Source organism: Pseudoalteromonas sp. NZS71_1, assembly GCF_015864305.1.
Classification (GTDB): domain Bacteria; phylum Pseudomonadota; class Gammaproteobacteria; order Enterobacterales; family Alteromonadaceae; genus Pseudoalteromonas; species Pseudoalteromonas arctica.
On record NZ_JADYXM010000006.1, the window covers coordinates 149041 to 168821 of the forward strand.

The window sequence follows — 19781 nt, forward strand, 5'->3', positions numbered from 1 at the left end:
TTGAAATCGAATTATTTGTTATAGGTTTGTTATAGCAATATGTAAGCCAAATATATAAGCATTTAAAATCAGCAAGTTGCCTACATTGGTGCAGTGGTGAAAAGCGTAAAGCCCCACAAGATGGTGCAACTGCACCATCTTGTGTCGCTATAAATTACAAGAGGATTTTAGAAGATAGTGAGGGTTAAAATTTAGCGCTCATCCATACCCATAATTTTTGAGTATCGACTTTATTAGCAGCGGTATCGCCCGCTGAGTAATCAGCGTATTTAACACCCACTGCGTATTGTTTATTAATAGGTTTAACATATTGTACGTTTAGCTCACTGCCTAAATCGTCAACCCCATTTGATTGCTCATTAGCATCAAAACTGTGATAAGCCACCAGCCATTTTCCGTCAAACGCTTTACCATTTAAGCTTATGTAAGTGTCGTCCAAGCCTTGTGCGGGTGTATTTAAAAACGTATCTGCCCAACCATTAAATTTATGTAACGTGGCAAGTGGTGTTGCAAACCCGTAATCGCCATTATCAGAGCCAAGTGACTCTATGCCAACTTTTAATGTTACTGTTTTATTGCCCAAACCATTTAAATCAACAGCGCCTTCAAGTGCATAGTAATCGGCATCAAAATCACTCACGCTTGTTGAGGCAGACTGCGTTGCATACTCCGCTTTGTAATAAAACTTTATGTCGTTTAGGGTTTTATTACCGTTAAAAGAAACGCCATAAGTGTCTAAACTGTCGTCTTGTAGTGCATCGTCACTTAATAAGTAACTGTATAAAACCACTTTGCCGAAGTCTGTTTTAAAGCTTGCATTAATTAGATGATCGGACGATTTAATGTCTTTATCGTCAGCAAATATGCGGTTACGCTTATTTAAATAACTGTACTGTAAATCTATGTTATTAAATGCGTAATTAATGGTTGCTGCATCAAAGGTTTGCCTATCTTGGCGCCAACCTACGTGTCCAACAAAACGCTGCCCATCAAGGGCTATTACTTGGCGTCCTACTTTTAGCGATAGACCATCGCGGGCATATTTAACAAAACCTTGGTCTATCTCAGTGCTTTCTGGGTCTGCAATAACAGAGTAATTAGTGTTTTTCCCCACCGTATTGTTGTAATCATCTACGCCCAATAGGCTGCGAGTGTCTTCTACTTCAATAACGGCTGAAAAACCATTAACCTCGTCTGTTTGATGCGTTAAGCGGGTTCTAAGTGTTAAGCCGCTTGCATCTTTTAAGGCATTTTCTTGATCAACGCTTTCAAAACGCAGTCTAAAATCAAGATCAGTTTGCGCAGCAAAGCTTATTGAAGGCGCAGTGAAGCAACCCAGTATAAAAATAATAGGTAAGTTGTTCTTATAGTTAAGCATTATGGTTCTCTAAGTTTTAATTATTAATACACATACCAAAGCAATAAATAAACACAGCGAAATACATTTCCACACCATAACTGGATCGCGTTTCATTATTGAACTTTTATTAGCGGTACTTTCTAAATAAGGATTAGGTTTGTTGATATCGTTTATAAACTCAGAAAAAGCTTGGTATCTGAGCTCTGGTTTAGGGGCAAGCGCTTTCATAAGGGCTTGATCTAACCAAAACGGAATATCGGCTCTGTATTTACGAATACTTGTGTAATGCCAATGGCTGTAATCTTTTGGCGCTACGTGGTTAAGTGGCAGTGGTTTATAAGGTAATTTTGAGCACAATAACTCGTATGCAATCACGCCAAGTGAAAACAAATCACTTTTAAAATCGGCGTGCATAGTAATAAGTGTTTCGGGTGCCGTATAGTCGGCAGTGCCTTGCGGGCAATCATCCGCAATTTGTTTAACCGACTCGTCCATAGCCGCAACACTTACGGTGCCGTAATCAATGAGCGTTACTTTACCGTGCGCATCTATCATTACGTTATCAAGTTTTAAATCGCGATGCACCATATCGAGTCGCTGAAACGCCCTTAGTGCATGTACTATTTGTTCAATAATACTGCGTACTTGGGTTATTTCTGGGTGCGGGACGTCGTGCTTCCAATCACTGAGTGTTTGCCCGTCCATGTACTCACAAATATGATACAAAAAACGACTCTGCGATTGCGTACTTAGCACTTTCATCACGTTAAGGTGGTTTATGCGTTGCCCCACCCAGCCTTCTCTTATAAAGCCTTGAAGGTAGTGCACATCATCTTCAAAATTAACCGAAGGTGCTTTTAAAACCACTGGCGGTATATCGGGCGCTTGTTGCACTAAATAAATGTGCGAGCGACTACTGGCATGCAATTTACGAATAACCGTGTAGTCATCAATTTTTTGTCCAACATTAAGCGCAGGTGGAATTTTGCGTCGTGTTAGCGAATGATAAAGCTCATCTAGTTTTTGCTCAGCAATGTTTTCTACTTTTACCAGTAAGCAACTTACGTTGTCGTCACTGCCTCGCGCTAATGCAAGTTCGGTAATTGCTTTAGCTGCATTTTCTAAATTAGCATACTCTAAATTAACGTGCTCATTAATTAATTTAGCTATATCACTACTTGGGAGCACATCGTGTACGCCATCGCAGGTTAATATATAAATATCGTCTGCTTTTAGGTCAACTTCGTATACATCTATTTCTTGATGAAGTTGTGCGCCAAGTGCACGCGTTAGCGTATCGTTTACTTTGTGATCCCGTGTTATTGCCTCTATTTTATTTCCTCGTAGGCGGGTAATACGCGTATCACCTAAGTGAAATATATAACCCGTTGCCGACTTTAAAATAAGTGCTGTAAAAGTCGTCATCCAATCGGCTTGGCGCTGACCTAAGTGATTGTAATTAACTGATTGCGAATAAAGCCACTGATTTAAACTTGCTAACACCTTCGACACTGACTTTTTAACCGCCCAACTTTCGGGGGTATTTAAATACTCATTTATAAAATGAGTAACCGAAAGTTGAGACGCTTGTTTAGCATTTTTTGCTGATGAACACCCATCGGCTAAGCAGGCAATAACGCCTTTAGACTCTTTTTCTTGCGCTTTGGTATTAAGAGCAGCAAACGCATCTTGGTTTTCTGCTTTTAACCCTTTAGCGCTGTGCCCGCCAAATGAAACGTTGAGTTCATTTTCAAGCGCTTTAGCTTGGTGTGTTTCATCAAACATAGTCAATAATGCCTTAAGTCACTGAAATAAGTTCAACGGTGCCGTCTTCATTTACTTCGGTAATGTGTCCGTCTGGTTCTTTCATAAAAAACAGTGCGCCTAAGCCAAGTAATGCACTACCCGCAATAATGAAAAAGAAGGTTTGATAATCAACAAGTGATAATGCCGTTAAGTACACTACTGCACCAACATTACCGTAAGCACCTGTCATTCCAGCTATTTGCCCAGTTAAACGACGCTTAATTAGTGGTACTGCGGCAAATACAGCGCCTTCACCAGCTTGCACAAAGAACGAACATGCCATAGCTGCAACAACTGCAAGCCATAAAGGCCAAGATGCATCAACTAAGCCCATTACAAAATAACCAACAGCAAGACCCATTGTAAGTACAATAAGGGTAATACGACGACCTAATTTATCTGAAATCCAACCGCCACCAGGGCGAGATGCTAAGTTCATGAATGCGTAAGCAGAGGCTAAAATACCCGCGTACACCATATCAAGCGCAAACACATCCATAAAAAACAGCGGCAACATAGAAACAACCGCAAGCTCAGAACCAAAGGTTGTAAAATATAAAATATTTAAAACAGCTACTTGCTTAAACTCATAACGATGCGACTCGGGTACAGGCTCTTTAAAAATATGACCATTTACGTCAAAGGTTTTATACACTTCGTAAATATAAAGTAGGACTAAAAAAGCATACACAGCAAGTACAAAATTAGCCGAAATTAAGTTAGCACCGGTTGGCGAAAGCTTCCAAGTAAGTAATGCTAATGCGCCGTACATAGGAATTTTCATAATAAGCAGTAATACAAAGTCGCCTTTACTGGTAACTTCCATTGCGCCTACTTTTTTAGGTTTAAAGTATGTACCGCCTTTTGGCGTATCGGTTACATTTAAATACCAAATAACACCAAATATAACGCTTAATACACCCGTTAAACCTACTGCGTAACGCCAACCGTCTTCGCCACCAAACATAAGAGCAATAATTGGCAATAACATAGCCGCTGCTGCTGAGCCAAAGTTACCCCAACCGCCATAAATACCTTCCGCTATACCCAGCTCGTTAGCAGGAAACCATTCACTCACCATTCGAATGCCTACAACAAAGCCAGCACCAATAAAGCCTAAAGCAAAACGCGCTATTGCTGCTTGCTCAAATGTAGTTGCCATAGCAAACATAAAACATGGAATACTACAGCTAATAAGTAGTGCCGCGTAAACAATACGGGGACCAAATTTATCGGTTAGCATACCCACCACAACACGCGCTGGAATAGTTAACGCTACATTTAAAATTAGTAATGTTTTAACTTGTGCCATGGTGATCCCAAGTGAACCCGCTATGGCACCTAATAAAGGAGCATGGTTAAACCATACAAAAAATGACACAAAAAAGACCATCCAACTTAGATGTAATACTTTCATTTTTCCGCTAAACGATATTAGGTTAAACCCAGAACTCGGTTGCATGTTTATTTTCCTCGTAAACGTATTATTGTTTTATTAATGCCCCACCCTTTTATATGAGTAGCAGCCCAATGTTTGTTAAATTTAAGTTAACCCGATATAGCAATTACTGAGCCACTAATTAAAAACCATAAATTTCATATGGTTACATGCAACAGTTGTTTTTATACGTTATAGTTGCACTATATGAGTGAAGGGCTCTGGGTTGTTAGAGTGCAAATAAAAAGCGTTACTACTTGCTCTTGGATTTAACAACTTGGTATTGTTCAAAAAAAGGTTGAGATTTTAAAAATGCAAAAGCCACCATTAACTTACCAGCAGCAACTGCGCTATTCTCGGCACATTATGCTGCCGCAGCTTGATATAGACGGACAAGAGCGACTATGGCAATCGCATGCTTTAATTATTGGTGTGGGTGGGCTTGGGTGTGCGGTAGGTCAATACTTAGCGGCATCTGGCGTTGGGACCCTTACCTTAGTTGATAACGATGAAATAGACGTGACCAACCTGCAAAGGCAAATACTGTATAAAGAAAGTGATATTGGTAGTTCAAAATGCAGTGCTGCTAAAAAACAGCTTAACGCGCTTAATAGTGAAATAGACATAAACACTATTGAGGCATTTTTTGATGCAAGTACCTCTACAGAACAATTATTTAATAACATTGATATAGTAATTGATTGCTCAGATAACCTCGCAACGCGTAATGCACTTAATAGCGCCTGTTTTAAAGCTAAAGTTCCGCTAGTGTCAGGCTCTGCAATACGTATGGAAGGACAAGTCGCGTGTTTTACTATGGATGAAAACAGCCACTGTTATGGTTGTTTATCGCAATTTTTTAGTGAACAAACACAAAGCTGCTCTGAATCCGGCGTACTTTCCCCAATTGTGGGGCTAATAGGCAGTATTCAGGCTACTGAAGCGCTAAAAATGCTTGCTGGTTTACCCAGCGGCTTAAGCGAACACTTATTGCTGGTGGATGGTTTAAGCATGGAGTTTAATCGTTTTAAAATAGCTAAAAACAGTCAATGTGCGGTGTGCAGCATTTAGTTATTCTAGATTGCTGATTGTTGTATAAAGCACATCGCCCACTTTAAAGTCGTTTTTGTCCCACACTCGTCTTGAAGCCAAGCAATACAATGTTTGCCCATCTACATTAAGCGTTAGCTGCCACTTATTATTAATAAGCTCAGCCTGAGTTAATATCGACTTTAAAACATTACTGTGCGTTGTTTGCTCAGGCTTTAACGCACTAAACGACATTTGCTCACTTTCTATAATTAGCTTATTACTGCTATCTATAAGTGCAGGAAGCACAAAAAGCGGTTGCTCACTTTGCTGTAATTGCAGTTGATATAGCCCGTAGTCTTCATCAAATTTAACCACATTGTAATTAATTAAGCTCAGCGGTGTTTGTCTATCGTTTGCATAAATAGCTTTTGCAACGTGTGCACTTGCACCTTGGTTTATCACCTTACCTTTATCAAGCTGAATAAGGGTATCGCAGCAAAATAGCAGCTCTTTTAATGAGTGACTTACTATTATAAATTTAATATTAAACTTAACTGCAAACTCGCTAAGTTTAGTGAGCGTTTTAAAACGCAATGACCAATCAAGCGCGCTAAAAGGCTCATCAAGCATTATAAATTTTTGACCGGCAAGCAAAGTGCGCGCAAATACTACACGTTGGCGCTCGCCACCCGATAAGCTTTGTACATCACGGTTTAGTAAGTCTTGTAATTCAAGTGTTTTAACAACGTATTCTAGCGTTAAGCTGGTTTGCTTATTCCCACAGTGTTTTTGTGTAAACGCTAAATTACCTGCCACATCTAAATGAGGAAACAACGGGCACGATTGCAACTGAAGCGTAATACCGCGTTTATCGCTTGGCAACTCATGCACTGGCTGATTGTTTACATAAACACTTTTTGCAGGCTCTAAACCGCTAATACAACGCAGTAATGTTGACTTACCCGAGCCAGAAGGCCCGTAAACACCCAATACATTAAACGACTCAAGCTCAAGGTTTATATCTAAATCAAAGTTATTGAGTGCTTTAAAAAGGCTTAACTTAATCATGTTATTGCTTAACCCCTACAATGCTTTTATTAAACTTAAATAACAGCACTAAACAGGCAAACGAAATAGCCAGTAAAATAAGTGAAAGCTGATGCGCCGCCGTATAATTTAACGATTCAACATGGTCATAAAGCGCAATAGACACCACCTGTGTTTGCCCCTGAATATTGCCGCCAATCATTAATACCAAACCAAACTCACCCAATGTGTGCGCAAAGCCTAAAGCAAATGCGCTACCAATACTGGGTTTTAAAAGCGGAATAATTAAATGCACAAAGCGTTTAAACGGGCTTAACCCAAGCGCAATGGCAGCTTCGTTATAGGTTTGATTAATATGCTTAAACCCAGCCACAAGAGGCTGCATTACAAAAGGCAGCGAATAAAAAAGCGAGCCAATAACCACGCCCTGAAAACTAAACGCAAGCTGAGTACCCGTTAGCCAAAACCAAAACTGCCCAAAAGCGTGATCAGGCGAAAACAAAACAAGTAAGTAAAACCCTAACAACGTAGGCGGCAGCACTAAAGGCATTGCAATTAATGCCTCTAAAAATGGTTTAAATTTACCGTTATAGCCAGCAAGCTTGTAAGCCAGTGGAATACAAAAAACAAGAAGGAGCACTGCGGTTATAAAGGCAAGTTTTATAGTTAACCACAGCGCGGTTAAATCACTTTGAAGCATTGTTGTCCTTTATTCTGTAACCTAATTCAATTAACTGTTGCTGCGTAGCCTCTGCCATTAGAAATTGCATGAGTTGCTTAGCGCTAGCACGCTTTTTAGTCGAGCTAATAATAACGCCTTGTTGAATTATATCGGGATATTGATTTGTAGGCAGCACGGTGTAATCTAAATATTTTTGATCTTGCGTGTTACTGTAAGCTGCCTTTAGTGATGAAACAGCCACCAGCCCTATTCCTACATTACCACTTTCAACAAACTGAAATGCATGCGTAATATTATTACCGTACACATAATTTACTGGCTTTTTAAAATGGTTATTCGCGTAGTGCTCTGAGGCACGCCCGTATGGTGAAAAACGCGGATTAGCAATGGCTACTTTATCATTTACTTTTTCAGCTTTGGGTTGCCACAAAGCAAGTTCGCCTAACGCGTAAGTGATTAAGCTGCTTTGCTCGGCATAGCCTTCTTTAATAAGTGATTGCGGTCGAAAATCGTCGGCCGATAAAAACACATCAAATGGTGCGCCATGCACTATTTGCGAATATAAAACACCGCTAGAAGCGGCTGATATTTTCACTTCAACATTAGGTAATGGGGATTTTTTTAGTAGGGTTTGCAATACAGTTTTAAAATTACTCGCTACGGCTACTTGCAGCGTTTCTTTTGCGTTTACGCCGCACGAAAGCATGCATGCGATAAGCAAAAAATAACCCAACCATGTATTGTAAAGCTTTGACATTATAAGTATTGTTTCAAAATAAAATGATTTAAGTAAGCAATATATATGAACGATGTTTGCAATGCACCCGGTTTATTGCCAATTGAAACTGCAATACAAAATATACTTGGCTCAATAACGCCAGTTAAAGACGTTGAAACCATCACTATAATGCAAAGCGTTGATCGCGTTTTAGCAAGCGATGTTAAATCAACTATAAACGTACCAGCTCATAACAACTCTGCAATGGATGGCTATGCGCTGTGTATTTCAGATAAAAGCTTAACCTACACACAAGTAGGTAGTGTGTTTGCAGGTCAAGTTTTTGAAGGAACACTTACCCCTGGTCAATGCGTAAGAATAATGACCGGCGCTGCCATTGCACCTGGCGCTAACGGCGTTGTAATGCAAGAAAACGCCTCGGTTGATGGCGATAAAATTACGTTTACTGCGCAACCTGAGCTAAATGAAAACGTGCGTTTTGCTGGCGAAGATATTGCTATAGACGACGTTATTTTAAAAGCAGGCGATAAATTAAAAGCCGTTGATGTGGGGTTACTTGCATCTTTGGGAATTGCCAATATAGACGTGGTAAGAACCTTAAAAATAGCCGTGCTTTCTACCGGCGATGAGCTAATAGAACCTGGTCAGCCGCTTAAGCAAGGCGCTATTTTTGAAAGCAACCGCGCTGTTATTATTAGTGCGCTGCAACAAAAAAATATAGACGTGCTTGATTTAGGAATTATCCCTGATGACAAAGAACTCATCACTAATGCATTTTTGAAAGCGAACGAACTTGCCGATGCCGTAATAAGCTCAGGCGGTGTATCGGTTGGTGAAGCCGACTTTACTAAAGAAGTGCTCAACGAAATTGGCGAAATACACTTTTGGAAAATAGCCATGAAACCAGGCAAACCTTTTGCCTTTGGTAAACTAGCTAACAGTTACTTTTTTGGCTTGCCAGGTAACCCTGTGTCGGCTGCTGTTACGTTTAATCAGTTAGTAGAGCCTGCACTGCAAAAGCTGTCGGGGCTTGGTGAAGTAAACCCTAAAATGCGATTTAACGCGGTTACTACATCCGTTATTAAAAAGCGCCCTGGCAGAGCTGACTTTCAACGCGGTACTGCAACAATTAACGAGCAAGGTGACTTAGTGGTTGCCCCGTTTAATAAACAGGGCTCGGGTGTACTTTCGTCGCTTAGTAAAGCTAACTGCTTAATTGTAGTGCCAGCACAAAGCGGCAATATCGAAAAAGGCGCAACAGTAAGTATTGAGTTGCTATAAAGCCTAAAATGCTACAGCTAACTGTATAATTTAGCTGTAGCGCTATGTAGGTCTTAAAATATTTTTATATTTAATGTTTGAATTAAACAATTTAACTTTTCGCTATGTCCTACAAACTCTTCTTTGCTTAATCTATTAACACACTTTAGCGCATTTTTAGTCGCAAAGTATCTATCATAACTTAGGCTTCTTTCGCATTTAACACTATACGTTGAGGGCCAAGAGCCACCGGCACCCGTTGCTATGCCAACAACGTTACATGTAGCATCTATATACTGCTCCCATGCTTTTATTTGTGCTTTAACTGCATCTACTTGGTAATCGTCATTTAGTTGTGGGTAGATTTCATCCATCATTTTACTGATTTTAGTTTTGTATCTATTGCCCTCTAAATTATAAGTATTGCCCGTGTGCATTGCACCGCCTTCTGGCCAACCATCAGCGCTTTGTGCAAATGCGCCAAATGATGAAATAGCAAAAGCAAACCCAATAATAATTTTATTCATTTTAAATCTCTTTAATACCAATCTGCTTATATATGGGGTCTATTTAACGTTAAGAAAATTACGCTAGAACTAGGCAAAAATTTTTGTATCTAGTTGTTCTAAATAAAAAATTTTTAACGACGTTATAGTGAAATTTAATTCGTTAAATTGATCAAAGATTTATGCAGGTTGGTATAATAGTTAGACCAGATACCTGTAAAAAACGCCTATAAAAAATGCCGCTAAGCTTAGCTGAGCGGCATTATATTATTCAATAAGCTTTTAAAGAGGTCTATTTAAAAACCAAATATTTTTAAATCAAAAAACTTAGTCGCCACTGTATTTATAAATATCACAGCTAGAATGACAGGAATAAACGTTGAAAGTGAAAAGTTAACGTACTTTTCCATCAAGCTTCCCGCATAATTAGGCGAACCTAAGCTTAGCTCTTGTGTTAAGCGTGCTTTTTTCCAGCGGTACATTACAAACAAACACACCATTAAGCCATTAAGCGGTAAAATTGTGTCGTAAAATACATCAACAATAATATCAAAAAAGCTCTTATTAACGCCGCCATAACTGGTGAACGAAGTAAGGCTGTCAATCATACCAAACGACATTGTACATAAAATAGTAAGTACACCGGTTGAAAGTGTAAGGATGCCCAATGCTTTTTTACGGCTAATACCTTTACGGTCACTTAGTGTTGCTGTCGGTACTTCTACTATTGAAACAAGTGAAGTAATCGCTGCAAAAAATACTAATAAGAAGAATGAGAACGCAACAATAGACGCACCTACATAACCAATATCATTTTGCAGTGCTAATAATATTTTAGGTAGGTATACAAAAATCATTGATACAGACGAGTCAGAAAGTGCTGATGGGTCTGTGTTTGGATCAAAGCTAAATATAGCGGGCAACACCATTAGGCCCGCTACAAACGCAACGAGTGAGTCTGTAATAGCGACCATTTTCGCGCTACTTACAATGTCATCCTTTTTAGAAATATACGACGCGTAAGTCATTAATATACCCATACCCAGCGATAGCGAGAAAAACGCTTGGCTTAATGCGCCATTAAGTACACTTGCACTCATCTTAGAAAAATCAGGAATAATGTAGTATTTAACACCGGCCATTGCGTTATCAAGCGTTAATACATAAGTAACTAAAGCAAGTAGCATGAAAAGTAAGGCTGGCATTAAAAATTTAGCGGCTTTTTCTATGCCTTGTTTAACACCCCCTAATAAAATTAAGTTAACAATAATAACCACAACGGCCATATAACCAAACACAGTGTAACTATTAATAAAAACACCAAAGTGGCCAGGATCTGCAAGTAAATCTAAATTACCGAGGCCTGTTTGCGTTAAGTAACCAAAAATCCAAACCGTAATTACCATATAAAACACAGCAATCATAAATGGTGTAAGCACCGCTAAAAAACCTGCTAGCTTCCATTTTTTATCGTTATTAGATAATAGCTTGTACGAACCAAGTGGATCTTTTTGAGCGTTACGACCCATTGCCATTTCAGCCATCATGACTGGTAAACAAATAAATACGACAAATAAAGCGTAAATTAATAAGAATGCGCCACCACCATTTTTGGTAGCAGAAACCGGAAAACCAACTAAATTACCAATACCAACAGCCGAACCTGCCGCTGCCATTATGAATCCGAGACGGGAACTAAATCGTTCTCTATTTTCGCTCATGCATAAAACCTTTTTATTATTTTGTATATTTCAGCGACTCTACCAGTGTTACACAGAGATTTTCAAGCAATTACAGCTTAAAAATAAAATCGAAGTGTAAACCTGTGTAAATACGCTTTTAATTCACCAATTTTCAACGCTGTGGTAGTATTGCGTTAATCAAATTTAACAATTTTTATGAGATTCCTTATGTTGTACATGATTCACTCAACAGACGTTGAAAACAGCTTAGAGCTTAGAAAAGCAGCACGCCCGGCACATTTAGCACGCCTTAGTGAGCTTGATTCACAAAACCGTTTATTAACTGCGGGTCCGTTTCCGGCAGTCGATAGTGAAGATCCTCAAGAAGCAGGTTTTACCGGTTCATTAGTTGTTGCTGAGTTTGAGTCAATAGAAGCAGCTCGAGAGTGGGCAGCAGCTGACCCTTACGTTGCCGCTGGCATCTATGAAAATACAATTGTTAAACCTTTCAAAAAAGTGTTCCCTGCTTAAAAGTGTATTAAACCCTAAGAGCGTGTGTTGCACTGTAATTCAGGGTTTGTTCACAAGATTTTAATTAAAATTGCTGAGATAAAAGCGAATTTAGCGTTTTTACTTGAATTTTAGTAACTTAGTTAATTAAACTAAGTGGGTCTGGTCTAGGAGTTTTCCATTATGCGCGTATTATTAAGCCTCGGTTTTATTGCTTGTGTTAGCTTAGCTAACTTTGCTCAAGCAGCGACGGCCACCCAAGCATCTCATGCTGAGGTGGACAAAAAGAAAGCCGTAATACTTGCAAAGAAAACAATAGGCGGTAAGACCTTAAAAATTACCGAAAAAACAGATTTTTATACCGTACGAATACTCAAATCTGACGGCCACGTCGTTGATTTACATATAAATAAAAAAACCGGCGAAGTGAAAAAGGATTAACAAATGCGAATTTTAGTTATTGAAGACGATTTACATTTAGCAGATAACCTACGTAATGCTTTAGAAAAAGAACGTTACAGCGTGGATTTATGTCACGATGGTGAAGCAGGTCTTTTCCACATTACAGAATACCCGCTTGATATGGCCGTAGTTGATTTAGGTTTACCTAAAATAGACGGTATTGAGCTAATCAATAAAGCACGAGCACAAGGCATTACTATCCCTATTTTAATCTTAACAGCGCGCGATCGCTGGCAGGATAAAGTAGAAGGTTTAGATGCAGGTGCAGATGACTACCTTACTAAACCATTTCATGTTGAAGAACTTATTGCACGTTGTAATGCATTAATTCGTCGCAGTGCTGGTAAAGCAAATCCAGAAATGACTGCGGGTCCAATTAAAATTCATACACGTTCACAACAGGTATGGGTTGATGATAAAGAGCTTAGCCTTACAGCTTACGAATATAAAGTACTTGAATACTTAATGGTAAATCCGCAAAAAGTAATTTCAAAATCAGAACTTACTGAGCATATTTACGACCAAGACTTCGACCTTGATTCAAACGTAATTGAAGTATTTGTACTACGTTTGCGTAAAAAGCTTGACCCTGAAGGCGTACTAAACCCAGTAGAAACACTACGTGGGCGTGGTTACAGGCTTAAAAGCCAGTGGTAATACCGCAAATATCGTTAAAAATAAGGCAAGGATTTATCCTTGTCTTTGTTTTATTAGTCGCACTCCCTATCTTATTTTATTCAATTGGCAAAGCGTATTACGCTTCGCTTGTTGATGCGACAGAAAAAACCCTCGAGGCGCAGCTCTACTCGCTAATATCTGAAGTCGACTTTACTGAGCATGGTATTATTATGCCCAGCACTATTTTAGCGCCTGAGTTAAACAGATTAAATTCAGATACCTACGCAATGATTTACCGCGATGATGACCCTGTTTGGAACTCAGAATCGGCTGTAAATTTAAACTATGTACCTCAACAAATAGAAACCAAAGCAGGTGCCGCCGACTTCAGGCGTGTGGAGTATAATAATACCGCGTACTGGCAACTTAGCCTGACTGTAATTTTAAACAACATAGATCAATCAGAACAAGCTCGCTTTATATTAGTCAAACGTAACGACGCTCTACTTCGTATAATGGATGGCTTTAAGCAAACCCTTGTAGATTGGATGTTTATCATGGGGATTGCAATTGCAGGCCTAATGGCGATTGGTTTTATTTGGAGCGCTCGCCCACTCCAACGACTCGATAAAGAAATAAAAGCGATTGAATCGGGTGATATTCAAGAAATTAAAGGCCTCTACCCTGTAGAGCTGCAAACAATAAAAGCAGACCTAAACTTGCTACTTGAGTCGCAACAGCGCCAAAAAGAGCGCTACAGAGCCTCATTAAGCGACCTTGCTCATGCACTTAAAACACCGCTTGCAGTACTAAAATCAAGTCCATTGGCAAACGATGCCGATGCACAAGAACAACTCGACCGAATTAATGTGATGATCGAGCACCAATTAAAGCGTGCTGCAACCGGTGCATCAGACACGTGGAAAAAGCAAACACCCATTAAGCCAGTACTTGATTCAATACTCAGTGCTATGGCAAAAGTATACCGTGATAAAGATATTATTTTTACCTGCACCGTAACCGAAAAAGATTACTTTTTAGGTGACCAAACAGATTTAATGGAATTACTCGGTAACTTGATTGATAACGCCTGTAAAGCGTGTCGCTCGCAAGTAGAAATACAAGTAATCCAAAGTAAAACTCTGTGTATTGGAATTAGCGATGATGGCCCTGGTGTGCCAGAGGATAAACGTGAATCTTTACTTACACGTGGTACTCGCCTCGATACATACGAAAGCGGACACGGCGTAGGCATGGCGATTGTATCTGATTTAGTTAAGTCGTATAACGGGACACTTACCATTACCGATGCTGATAACTTAGCCGGCGCTCAATTTATCTTAGAGTTTAATTACAATGACAAAAAGTAACTATTTATTAAAACTAACTGCCATTGTGCTATTAACTACAAGCCAGTACAGCTTTGCAGATGAAGCATGTACTTTAGCCGCTAAAGCAACAACCGATGAAGCTAAGCGGTATATTCAATGCCTAGATAGCCAGATCGATAAAGCAAAGCAAGCACAAGGCAGTTGGATACAAAAGCGCAAATATGAGCTAACTAAATCACAAGAAAGCACAGGCAATACGCAAGTATTGCCGTTATTTATGCGCAGCATTAAAAATAACGAAAAGTACCTTGAGAGTGCCTGCCAATGGCGTTACTTAATAAAACTTCCTAATGCGACAACAGCGGCCATTAGCTATAAACTCTGTGAAATTGAGCTTATAAATCAATTTACAGAATCACTAAAACACCCATTTTAACGTAACTTAAGCGCACTAGACTAGTTATACCAACCTGCATAAATCTTTGATCAATTTAACGAATTAAATTGCACTATAACGTCGTTAAAAATTTTTTATTTAGAACAACTAGATACAAAAATTTTTGCCTAGTTCTAGCGTAATTTTCTTAACGTTAAATAGACCTCGTATATAAGCAGATTGGTATTACGTTTCACTACTAGTTCCCTTTAGTCTACTTGACAATTTATTCATATCAAAACAAACTACCTACTAGTAGATTGCTAAATGGGTAATAAAAATGACTAAACCAGTAATAATTATAGGTGGCGGACTTGCCGGCTTATACTGTGCGTATAAATTACAACAACTTAATATTCCGTTCTTATTACTGGAAGCTAAATCGCAATTAGGCGGTCGAATTTTTGCCGCGCAATCACCAATAAATAACGATGTTAGTTTTGATTTGGGCCCTACGTGGATATTTCCCCACCAACCAAAAATTCAAGCTTTAGTAAAGTCACTCAACTTGAGTATATTTGAGCAATACAACAAAGGTGATGTGTTATATCAAGCACCTAATTCCAAGCAGCCTCAACAAATTGCAGGTGCTGGAGATATGCAGTTATTTAGGCTTAAGCACGGCATGAATACCTTAATAACTGCCTTATACGCGCAACTTAATCCTGATTCTGTGTTATTAGAACACAATGTCACTGAGCTTAAAAAAGGTGATAACAACTGGCAAATTACGGTTAATCACTTAGGTAATATTAAGCACTTTACTACTGAAAAACTAATTTCAGCAGTTCCTGCTCGTATGGTTACAACACACTTAACACCTGAACTATGGGCGACTCCAGCACTCATAAACCGCCTTAGTAGTGTACCTACATGGATGGCAGGACAAGCCAAATTTATAGCTACTTTTGAACATGCATTTTGGCGTGATAAAAACTTATCAGGGCAGTGCTTTAGCCGCGTAGGCCCTATGGTCGAAATTCACGACGCCAGTGCTGAAGATGGCAATTACGCCGCATTATTTGGCTTTATAGGTGTGCCCTACTTATCACGAAACCAAGTAACTCAAGAGCAATTAATTCAAGCCTGTGCCCAGCAGCTTAGCTACTTTTATGGTAAAGATGCAGAAAAGGCAACGGGGTACTTTATTAAAGACTGGGCAGACGATAAGTTTGTAGCGAATAGAGACGATCAAACTCAGCCTTCACAGCACCCAGAATTTGATTTTTCTGGCTTGGATGAGCAATTAAATAACCTAAATATTCATTTTGTAGCGAGTGAGTTTGCAAAACAAGAAGCGGGATATTTAGAAGGCGCAATAAACGCGGTGGATGACGCTATTAAATTGTTTGTTAATTAATAGTCTTGTATTTACTGTTAACGTAGCCATCAAGGGCTTTAATTTTACAGCCCTTGATGGTTATAGATGTTAGTTATTTTTAGCAACGTCTTCGCCACTGCCTAGTAGAGTGGCAACCCACTTACCTTCTGCACTGGCTTCTAGGGCTATTTTTACAATCATCGTTAATGGCACAGATAAAAGCATACCTACAGTACCTAATAACCAGCCCCAAAATATTAATGATAAAAATACTACTAGCGTTGAAAGACCTAGCCCTTTGCCCAAAAATTTAGGCTCTACAATATTACCCATTACCGTATTTATTGTTAAATAGCCTGCAGCAACCAATCCCGCAATTAACGGGCCTTGAGTAATAAGTGCAAGTAATACTGCCGGTACAGCCGCAATAATTGACCCAATATTAGGAATGTAATTGAACATAAACGCCAATACGCCCCAAAGCACAAAGTAGTCTACATCCAAAATCCATAAGTAAAACGCAGCAATAATACCCGTACCTAAACTTACTAGCGTTTTAATTGCCAAATATGAATTAATAGACTCTAAAAAGCGGTCAATTTGCTTCATTTTGCTATCAGGATCTTCAAGTGCCATGTGTATTTTTTTGCTCAGCATTGGCCCTTCAAACAGCATAAAAACAACAGTTAAAATAATTAAAAACATGTTTGCCATTACGCCACCTAAACCGGTGAGCATATTGGTGGCTACATCAACCATTTTACCTGGGTCGAACATATTGATTAACTGATCTTTATTGATCAATATATTGTATTGAGATGCTAAATCTACCAGCCATACAAATTCTTCTTTGAGTTGTGTTTTATACTCAGGAAGTTGCTGCGAAAAATCATTTATTGACTGCCCTACAAGCCCGCCAAGGCTCACACCTAAGCCAACTATAATAAGCACCACCAACATAACAGCAATGCCTTTAGGAATTCGGTAGCGCGCAAAAAACTTGATTAGCGGATTACAAATAATGGCAATAAACGCTGCCAAAATAAACGGAATAATAATTACACTTGCTGCTTTTATCCCCGCGAGTACGACCACTAAGGAAGCAAAAACTATTAAGCTTTTATTTACTCCAGTTAAACTTGCCAATTTATTAATCCTTTTATTAATTATATGGCCTTAGTGTAAGGCAAAAGGTAATTAAATGAAATAATGACGAAGTGATCATAAAAGCCTGTTTTACGTATAAATTTGCAAAGCTGTTTGCTAGCGAGTATGTTTTTTAATCACTTGCTACTATTTTATTGTAAGGATTAATAATGCATATATTTGTTACTGGCGCGACGGGATTAATTGGTAAGCACTTATGCCCTTTTTTACTTCATCATAATACTGTTACTGTGCTTAGCCGAAATCCAACTAAAGCTAACGTATTACTGGGACATAAAGTTAAAGCCGTAAGCAATGTTAATACAGTAGATTTTAACACCGTTGATATTGTTATTAATATAGCTGGCGAACCAATTGTAAATAAACGCTGGAGCGACAAGCAAAAGCAAATAATACGCGACAGCCGTATTGGTATTACACAACAAATTAGCGAAGCTATTAAAGCTTGTAGCACTCCCCCGCATACTTTTATCTCTGGAAGTGCTGTTGGCTTTTATGGTCGACAAAATAGTAACCCTATTGATGAAACCTGTGAAAATCCGCATGATGAATTTAGCCACCAGCTTTGTAAAGACTGGGAAAATGCAGCGCTACTTGCGCAATCAGAACAAACCAGAGTGTGCCTATTACGCACGGGTATTGTTTTGGCCAAAAAAGGTGGGGCATTAAGTAAAATGCTACCCGCTTTTAAATTGTGTTTAGGCGGCCCTATTGGTGATGGCGAGCAAGGTATGTCGTGGATACACATCGACGATATGATTCAGCTAATACTTTTTATTATTAGACATCCTGAAATATCAGGTCCTGTTAACGCAACTGCACCAAACCCTGTGAGCAACGCTCAATTTAGTAAAAGCTTAGGCGAGACGTTATCACGACCTGCATTTATCCCTATGCCCACTGCAGCACTTAAACTATTAATGGGTGAAATGTCAGACTTACTAACAACGGGGCAATTTGTAGTCCCTAAAAAAGCACTCGTTCATAATTATCATTTTCATCATCCTGATATTAAATCAGCTTTAGAGAGTTTGGTTTAGCGGGCGTTAATAATTCTTGAGGTAAAATATAAAAATTGAAAAAGCAATCCTTTTAACTGAATTGACCTTTTCTTATTAATACATAATAATTACAACAGTTAGTTAAATATATATTTCATCATTTTATAATAAAGAGAATAAATCATGTTTCATTTGCCTACTGTGATCTTCTTCTCTTTTATCCTTAACTTGTTCATAAGCTTATTTTTTCTCTCAATTTATAAATATAAAAAACAAACATCTTTTTTATTATTTGGTTTAGCCTGTGCCACATTTGCATTAGCCGAAATACTGGCATGTTTGCGCTTATACATAGATCTTCCTTTAATAACCCACTATTTAGCTAGTGTTTCAATGATTACTAGCCCACTTTTAATTATTGTTGGACTATATAAATACAAAAACGTACAAAATATTAGCTTAATGCCTCTTTACTGCATATTTGGTTTTTCTAGCTTATTGTTATTGGCAATTTATCCTTTCGGTGCAGCAAAAATGCTAACGAGTTTAGTAATTGCCGGATTATTTATTTACACAGCGTATTTAATCAAAAGCATGAGCTTTGTTGCTAAAGCCCAGAAAAAGGCGTTAATTACCTGCTTTTTAGTGCACAGTGGAGTTATGTTTTTAAATGCTATATTTCTATCAATACCGGTACTTAGTTCGAGTATTCAAGATGTAGCAACCCCTTTGCAAATTGTGCTTATTAGTCATTTACTATTAGCCACACTGAGTGCTCTTATACTGCCATTTTTGTTATTTTCTAATAGTGAATATACGCTATCGAACCTTGCCAATACCGACTCTCTTACACAGTTATTTAATCGCAGAGGTTTCTTTAATAACGCCAAAGCAGTCCTTAAACAACCTAATAACAATGATATAAATGTATCTATAATTATTCTAGATATTGACTTTTTTAAGCATGTAAACGATAAGTACGGCCACGACACGGGCGATCAAGCAATTAAATGGATTGCGCAGCACATAAAAGAGCAATTTATTGATGAGGGTATTTGCGCCAGAATAGGCGGTGAAGAATTTGCAATATTACTACCAGACTATTCCCTACGAGCAGCTAAAGAATATGCAGAGCACTTACGTGAAAATATTTCTAAGCATCCGTTTTATTATCAAAACGCGCATATAAAACTATCTGTGAGCGCGGGAGTGAGTCACTCTGTAAATGGTAAAATGAGTGTAAAAGACTTACTGTCGTTGGCTGATAAACGCCTTTATCTTGCTAAAGAAACCGGCAGAGATAAAGTAGTTAGCTTTGACGAAAAAAACCTCTTAATGCAGTGCTAATTATTTTACAAGCTATTATAAAAAAGGTTCCTCCTA

Annotated in this window: 19 protein-coding genes; 10 read left to right on the forward strand and 9 right to left on the reverse strand. The window is 38.6% G+C overall.

The window, feature by feature from the left end:
* Window positions 1–184 precede the first annotated feature (184 nt).
* Genes I6F43_RS11290 through I6F43_RS11300 form a run of 3 tightly spaced genes read right to left on the reverse strand, consistent with a single transcriptional unit; the run spans window position 185 to window position 4628 of the window.
* Window positions 185–1378 (reverse strand): alginate export family protein, encoded by a 1194-nt coding sequence (locus tag I6F43_RS11290; protein WP_197102359.1) that lies wholly within the window; start codon window positions 1376–1378, stop codon window positions 185–187.
* 9 nt (window positions 1379–1387) lie between these two features.
* Window positions 1388–3145 (reverse strand): bifunctional protein-serine/threonine kinase/phosphatase, encoded by a 1758-nt coding sequence (locus I6F43_RS11295; protein WP_197102361.1) that lies wholly within the window; start codon window positions 3143–3145, stop codon window positions 1388–1390.
* Window positions 3146–3158: 13 nt separating this feature from the next.
* Complete coding sequence (locus I6F43_RS11300; RefSeq protein WP_007585259.1) at window positions 3159–4628, reverse strand: NarK family nitrate/nitrite MFS transporter; 1470 nt, start codon at window positions 4626–4628, stop codon at window positions 3159–3161.
* Window positions 4629–4916: 288 nt separating this feature from the next.
* Between I6F43_RS11300 and moeB the strand changes: the two genes are divergently transcribed.
* Window positions 4917–5675 (forward strand): molybdopterin-synthase adenylyltransferase MoeB, encoded by a 759-nt coding sequence (moeB, locus tag I6F43_RS11305; RefSeq protein WP_197102363.1) that lies wholly within the window; start codon window positions 4917–4919, stop codon window positions 5673–5675.
* Here the strand turns inward: moeB and I6F43_RS11310 are convergent, their stop codons facing one another.
* Genes I6F43_RS11310 through modA form a run of 3 tightly spaced genes read right to left on the reverse strand, consistent with a single transcriptional unit; the run spans window position 5676 to window position 8122 of the window.
* Window positions 5676–6704 carry an ATP-binding cassette domain-containing protein gene (locus I6F43_RS11310; protein ID WP_197102372.1) on the reverse strand — a complete coding sequence of 343 codons (1029 nt, stop codon included), beginning with the start codon at window positions 6702–6704 and terminating at the stop codon, window positions 5676–5678.
* Between the two features lies 1 nt (window position 6705).
* Entirely contained in the window at window positions 6706–7383 is a 678-nt protein-coding gene (gene modB / locus I6F43_RS11315; RefSeq protein ID WP_002959821.1) for a molybdate ABC transporter permease subunit, read from the reverse strand.
* Window positions 7370–8122 (reverse strand): molybdate ABC transporter substrate-binding protein, encoded by a 753-nt coding sequence (modA, locus tag I6F43_RS11320; protein WP_197102375.1) that lies wholly within the window; start codon window positions 8120–8122, stop codon window positions 7370–7372. Before modA ends, modB begins: the two co-directional genes overlap by 14 nt.
* Before the next feature lie 45 nt (window positions 8123–8167).
* Between modA and moeA the strand changes: the two genes are divergently transcribed.
* Window positions 8168–9385, forward strand: a complete 1218-nt coding sequence (gene moeA, locus I6F43_RS11325; protein WP_197102377.1) for a molybdopterin molybdotransferase MoeA — start codon at window positions 8168–8170, stop codon at window positions 9383–9385.
* Between the two features lie 53 nt (window positions 9386–9438).
* Here the strand turns inward: moeA and I6F43_RS11330 are convergent, their stop codons facing one another.
* Together I6F43_RS11330 and I6F43_RS11335 are read right to left on the reverse strand one after the other, a co-directional pair.
* Entirely contained in the window at window positions 9439–9891 is a 453-nt protein-coding gene (locus I6F43_RS11330) for a DUF1311 domain-containing protein (protein WP_165726361.1), read from the reverse strand.
* Window positions 9892–10166: 275 nt separating this feature from the next.
* Entirely contained in the window at window positions 10167–11591 is a 1425-nt protein-coding gene (locus I6F43_RS11335; protein WP_010552537.1) for a sodium-dependent transporter, read from the reverse strand.
* A gap of 189 nt (window positions 11592–11780) precedes the next feature.
* Between I6F43_RS11335 and I6F43_RS11340 the strand changes: the two genes are divergently transcribed.
* The 6 genes from I6F43_RS11340 to I6F43_RS11365 all read left to right on the forward strand — a co-directional run bounded on the left by I6F43_RS11340 (window position 11781) and on the right by I6F43_RS11365 (window position 16269).
* Entirely contained in the window at window positions 11781–12083 is a 303-nt protein-coding gene (locus I6F43_RS11340) for a YciI family protein (protein ID WP_010552536.1), read from the forward strand.
* Between the two features lie 162 nt (window positions 12084–12245).
* Window positions 12246–12503, forward strand: a complete 258-nt coding sequence (locus tag I6F43_RS11345) for a PepSY domain-containing protein (protein WP_002959808.1) — start codon at window positions 12246–12248, stop codon at window positions 12501–12503.
* 3 nt (window positions 12504–12506) lie between these two features.
* Complete coding sequence (locus tag I6F43_RS11350) at window positions 12507–13181, forward strand: response regulator transcription factor (protein WP_007375447.1); 675 nt, start codon at window positions 12507–12509, stop codon at window positions 13179–13181.
* A complete protein-coding gene (locus tag I6F43_RS11355) occupies window positions 13175–14512 on the forward strand; it encodes an ATP-binding protein (protein WP_010552535.1) in 1338 nt (445 codons plus the stop codon). Before I6F43_RS11350 ends, I6F43_RS11355 begins: the two co-directional genes overlap by 7 nt.
* On the forward strand, window positions 14499–14909 hold the full coding sequence (locus tag I6F43_RS11360) for a hypothetical protein (RefSeq protein WP_007585278.1): 411 nt from the start codon (window positions 14499–14501) through the stop codon (window positions 14907–14909). Before I6F43_RS11355 ends, I6F43_RS11360 begins: the two co-directional genes overlap by 14 nt.
* Window positions 14910–15189: 280 nt before the next feature.
* The gene (locus I6F43_RS11365; RefSeq protein WP_197102384.1) at window positions 15190–16269 is read left to right on the forward strand and encodes a flavin monoamine oxidase family protein; all 1080 of its coding nucleotides are present in this window, start codon (window positions 15190–15192) and stop codon (window positions 16267–16269) included.
* A 69-nt stretch (window positions 16270–16338) separates the two neighbouring features.
* Here the strand turns inward: I6F43_RS11365 and I6F43_RS11370 are convergent, their stop codons facing one another.
* Window positions 16339–17376, reverse strand: a complete 1038-nt coding sequence (locus tag I6F43_RS11370; protein WP_170070738.1) for an AI-2E family transporter — start codon at window positions 17374–17376, stop codon at window positions 16339–16341.
* 170 nt (window positions 17377–17546) lie between these two features.
* Between I6F43_RS11370 and I6F43_RS11375 the strand changes: the two genes are divergently transcribed.
* Window positions 17547–18437 carry a TIGR01777 family oxidoreductase gene (locus tag I6F43_RS11375; protein ID WP_197102385.1) on the forward strand — a complete coding sequence of 297 codons (891 nt, stop codon included), beginning with the start codon at window positions 17547–17549 and terminating at the stop codon, window positions 18435–18437.
* A gap of 354 nt (window positions 18438–18791) precedes the next feature.
* Complete coding sequence (locus I6F43_RS11380) at window positions 18792–19745, forward strand: GGDEF domain-containing protein (RefSeq protein WP_002959792.1); 954 nt, start codon at window positions 18792–18794, stop codon at window positions 19743–19745.
* The last annotated feature ends 36 nt before the right edge of the window (window positions 19746–19781 follow it).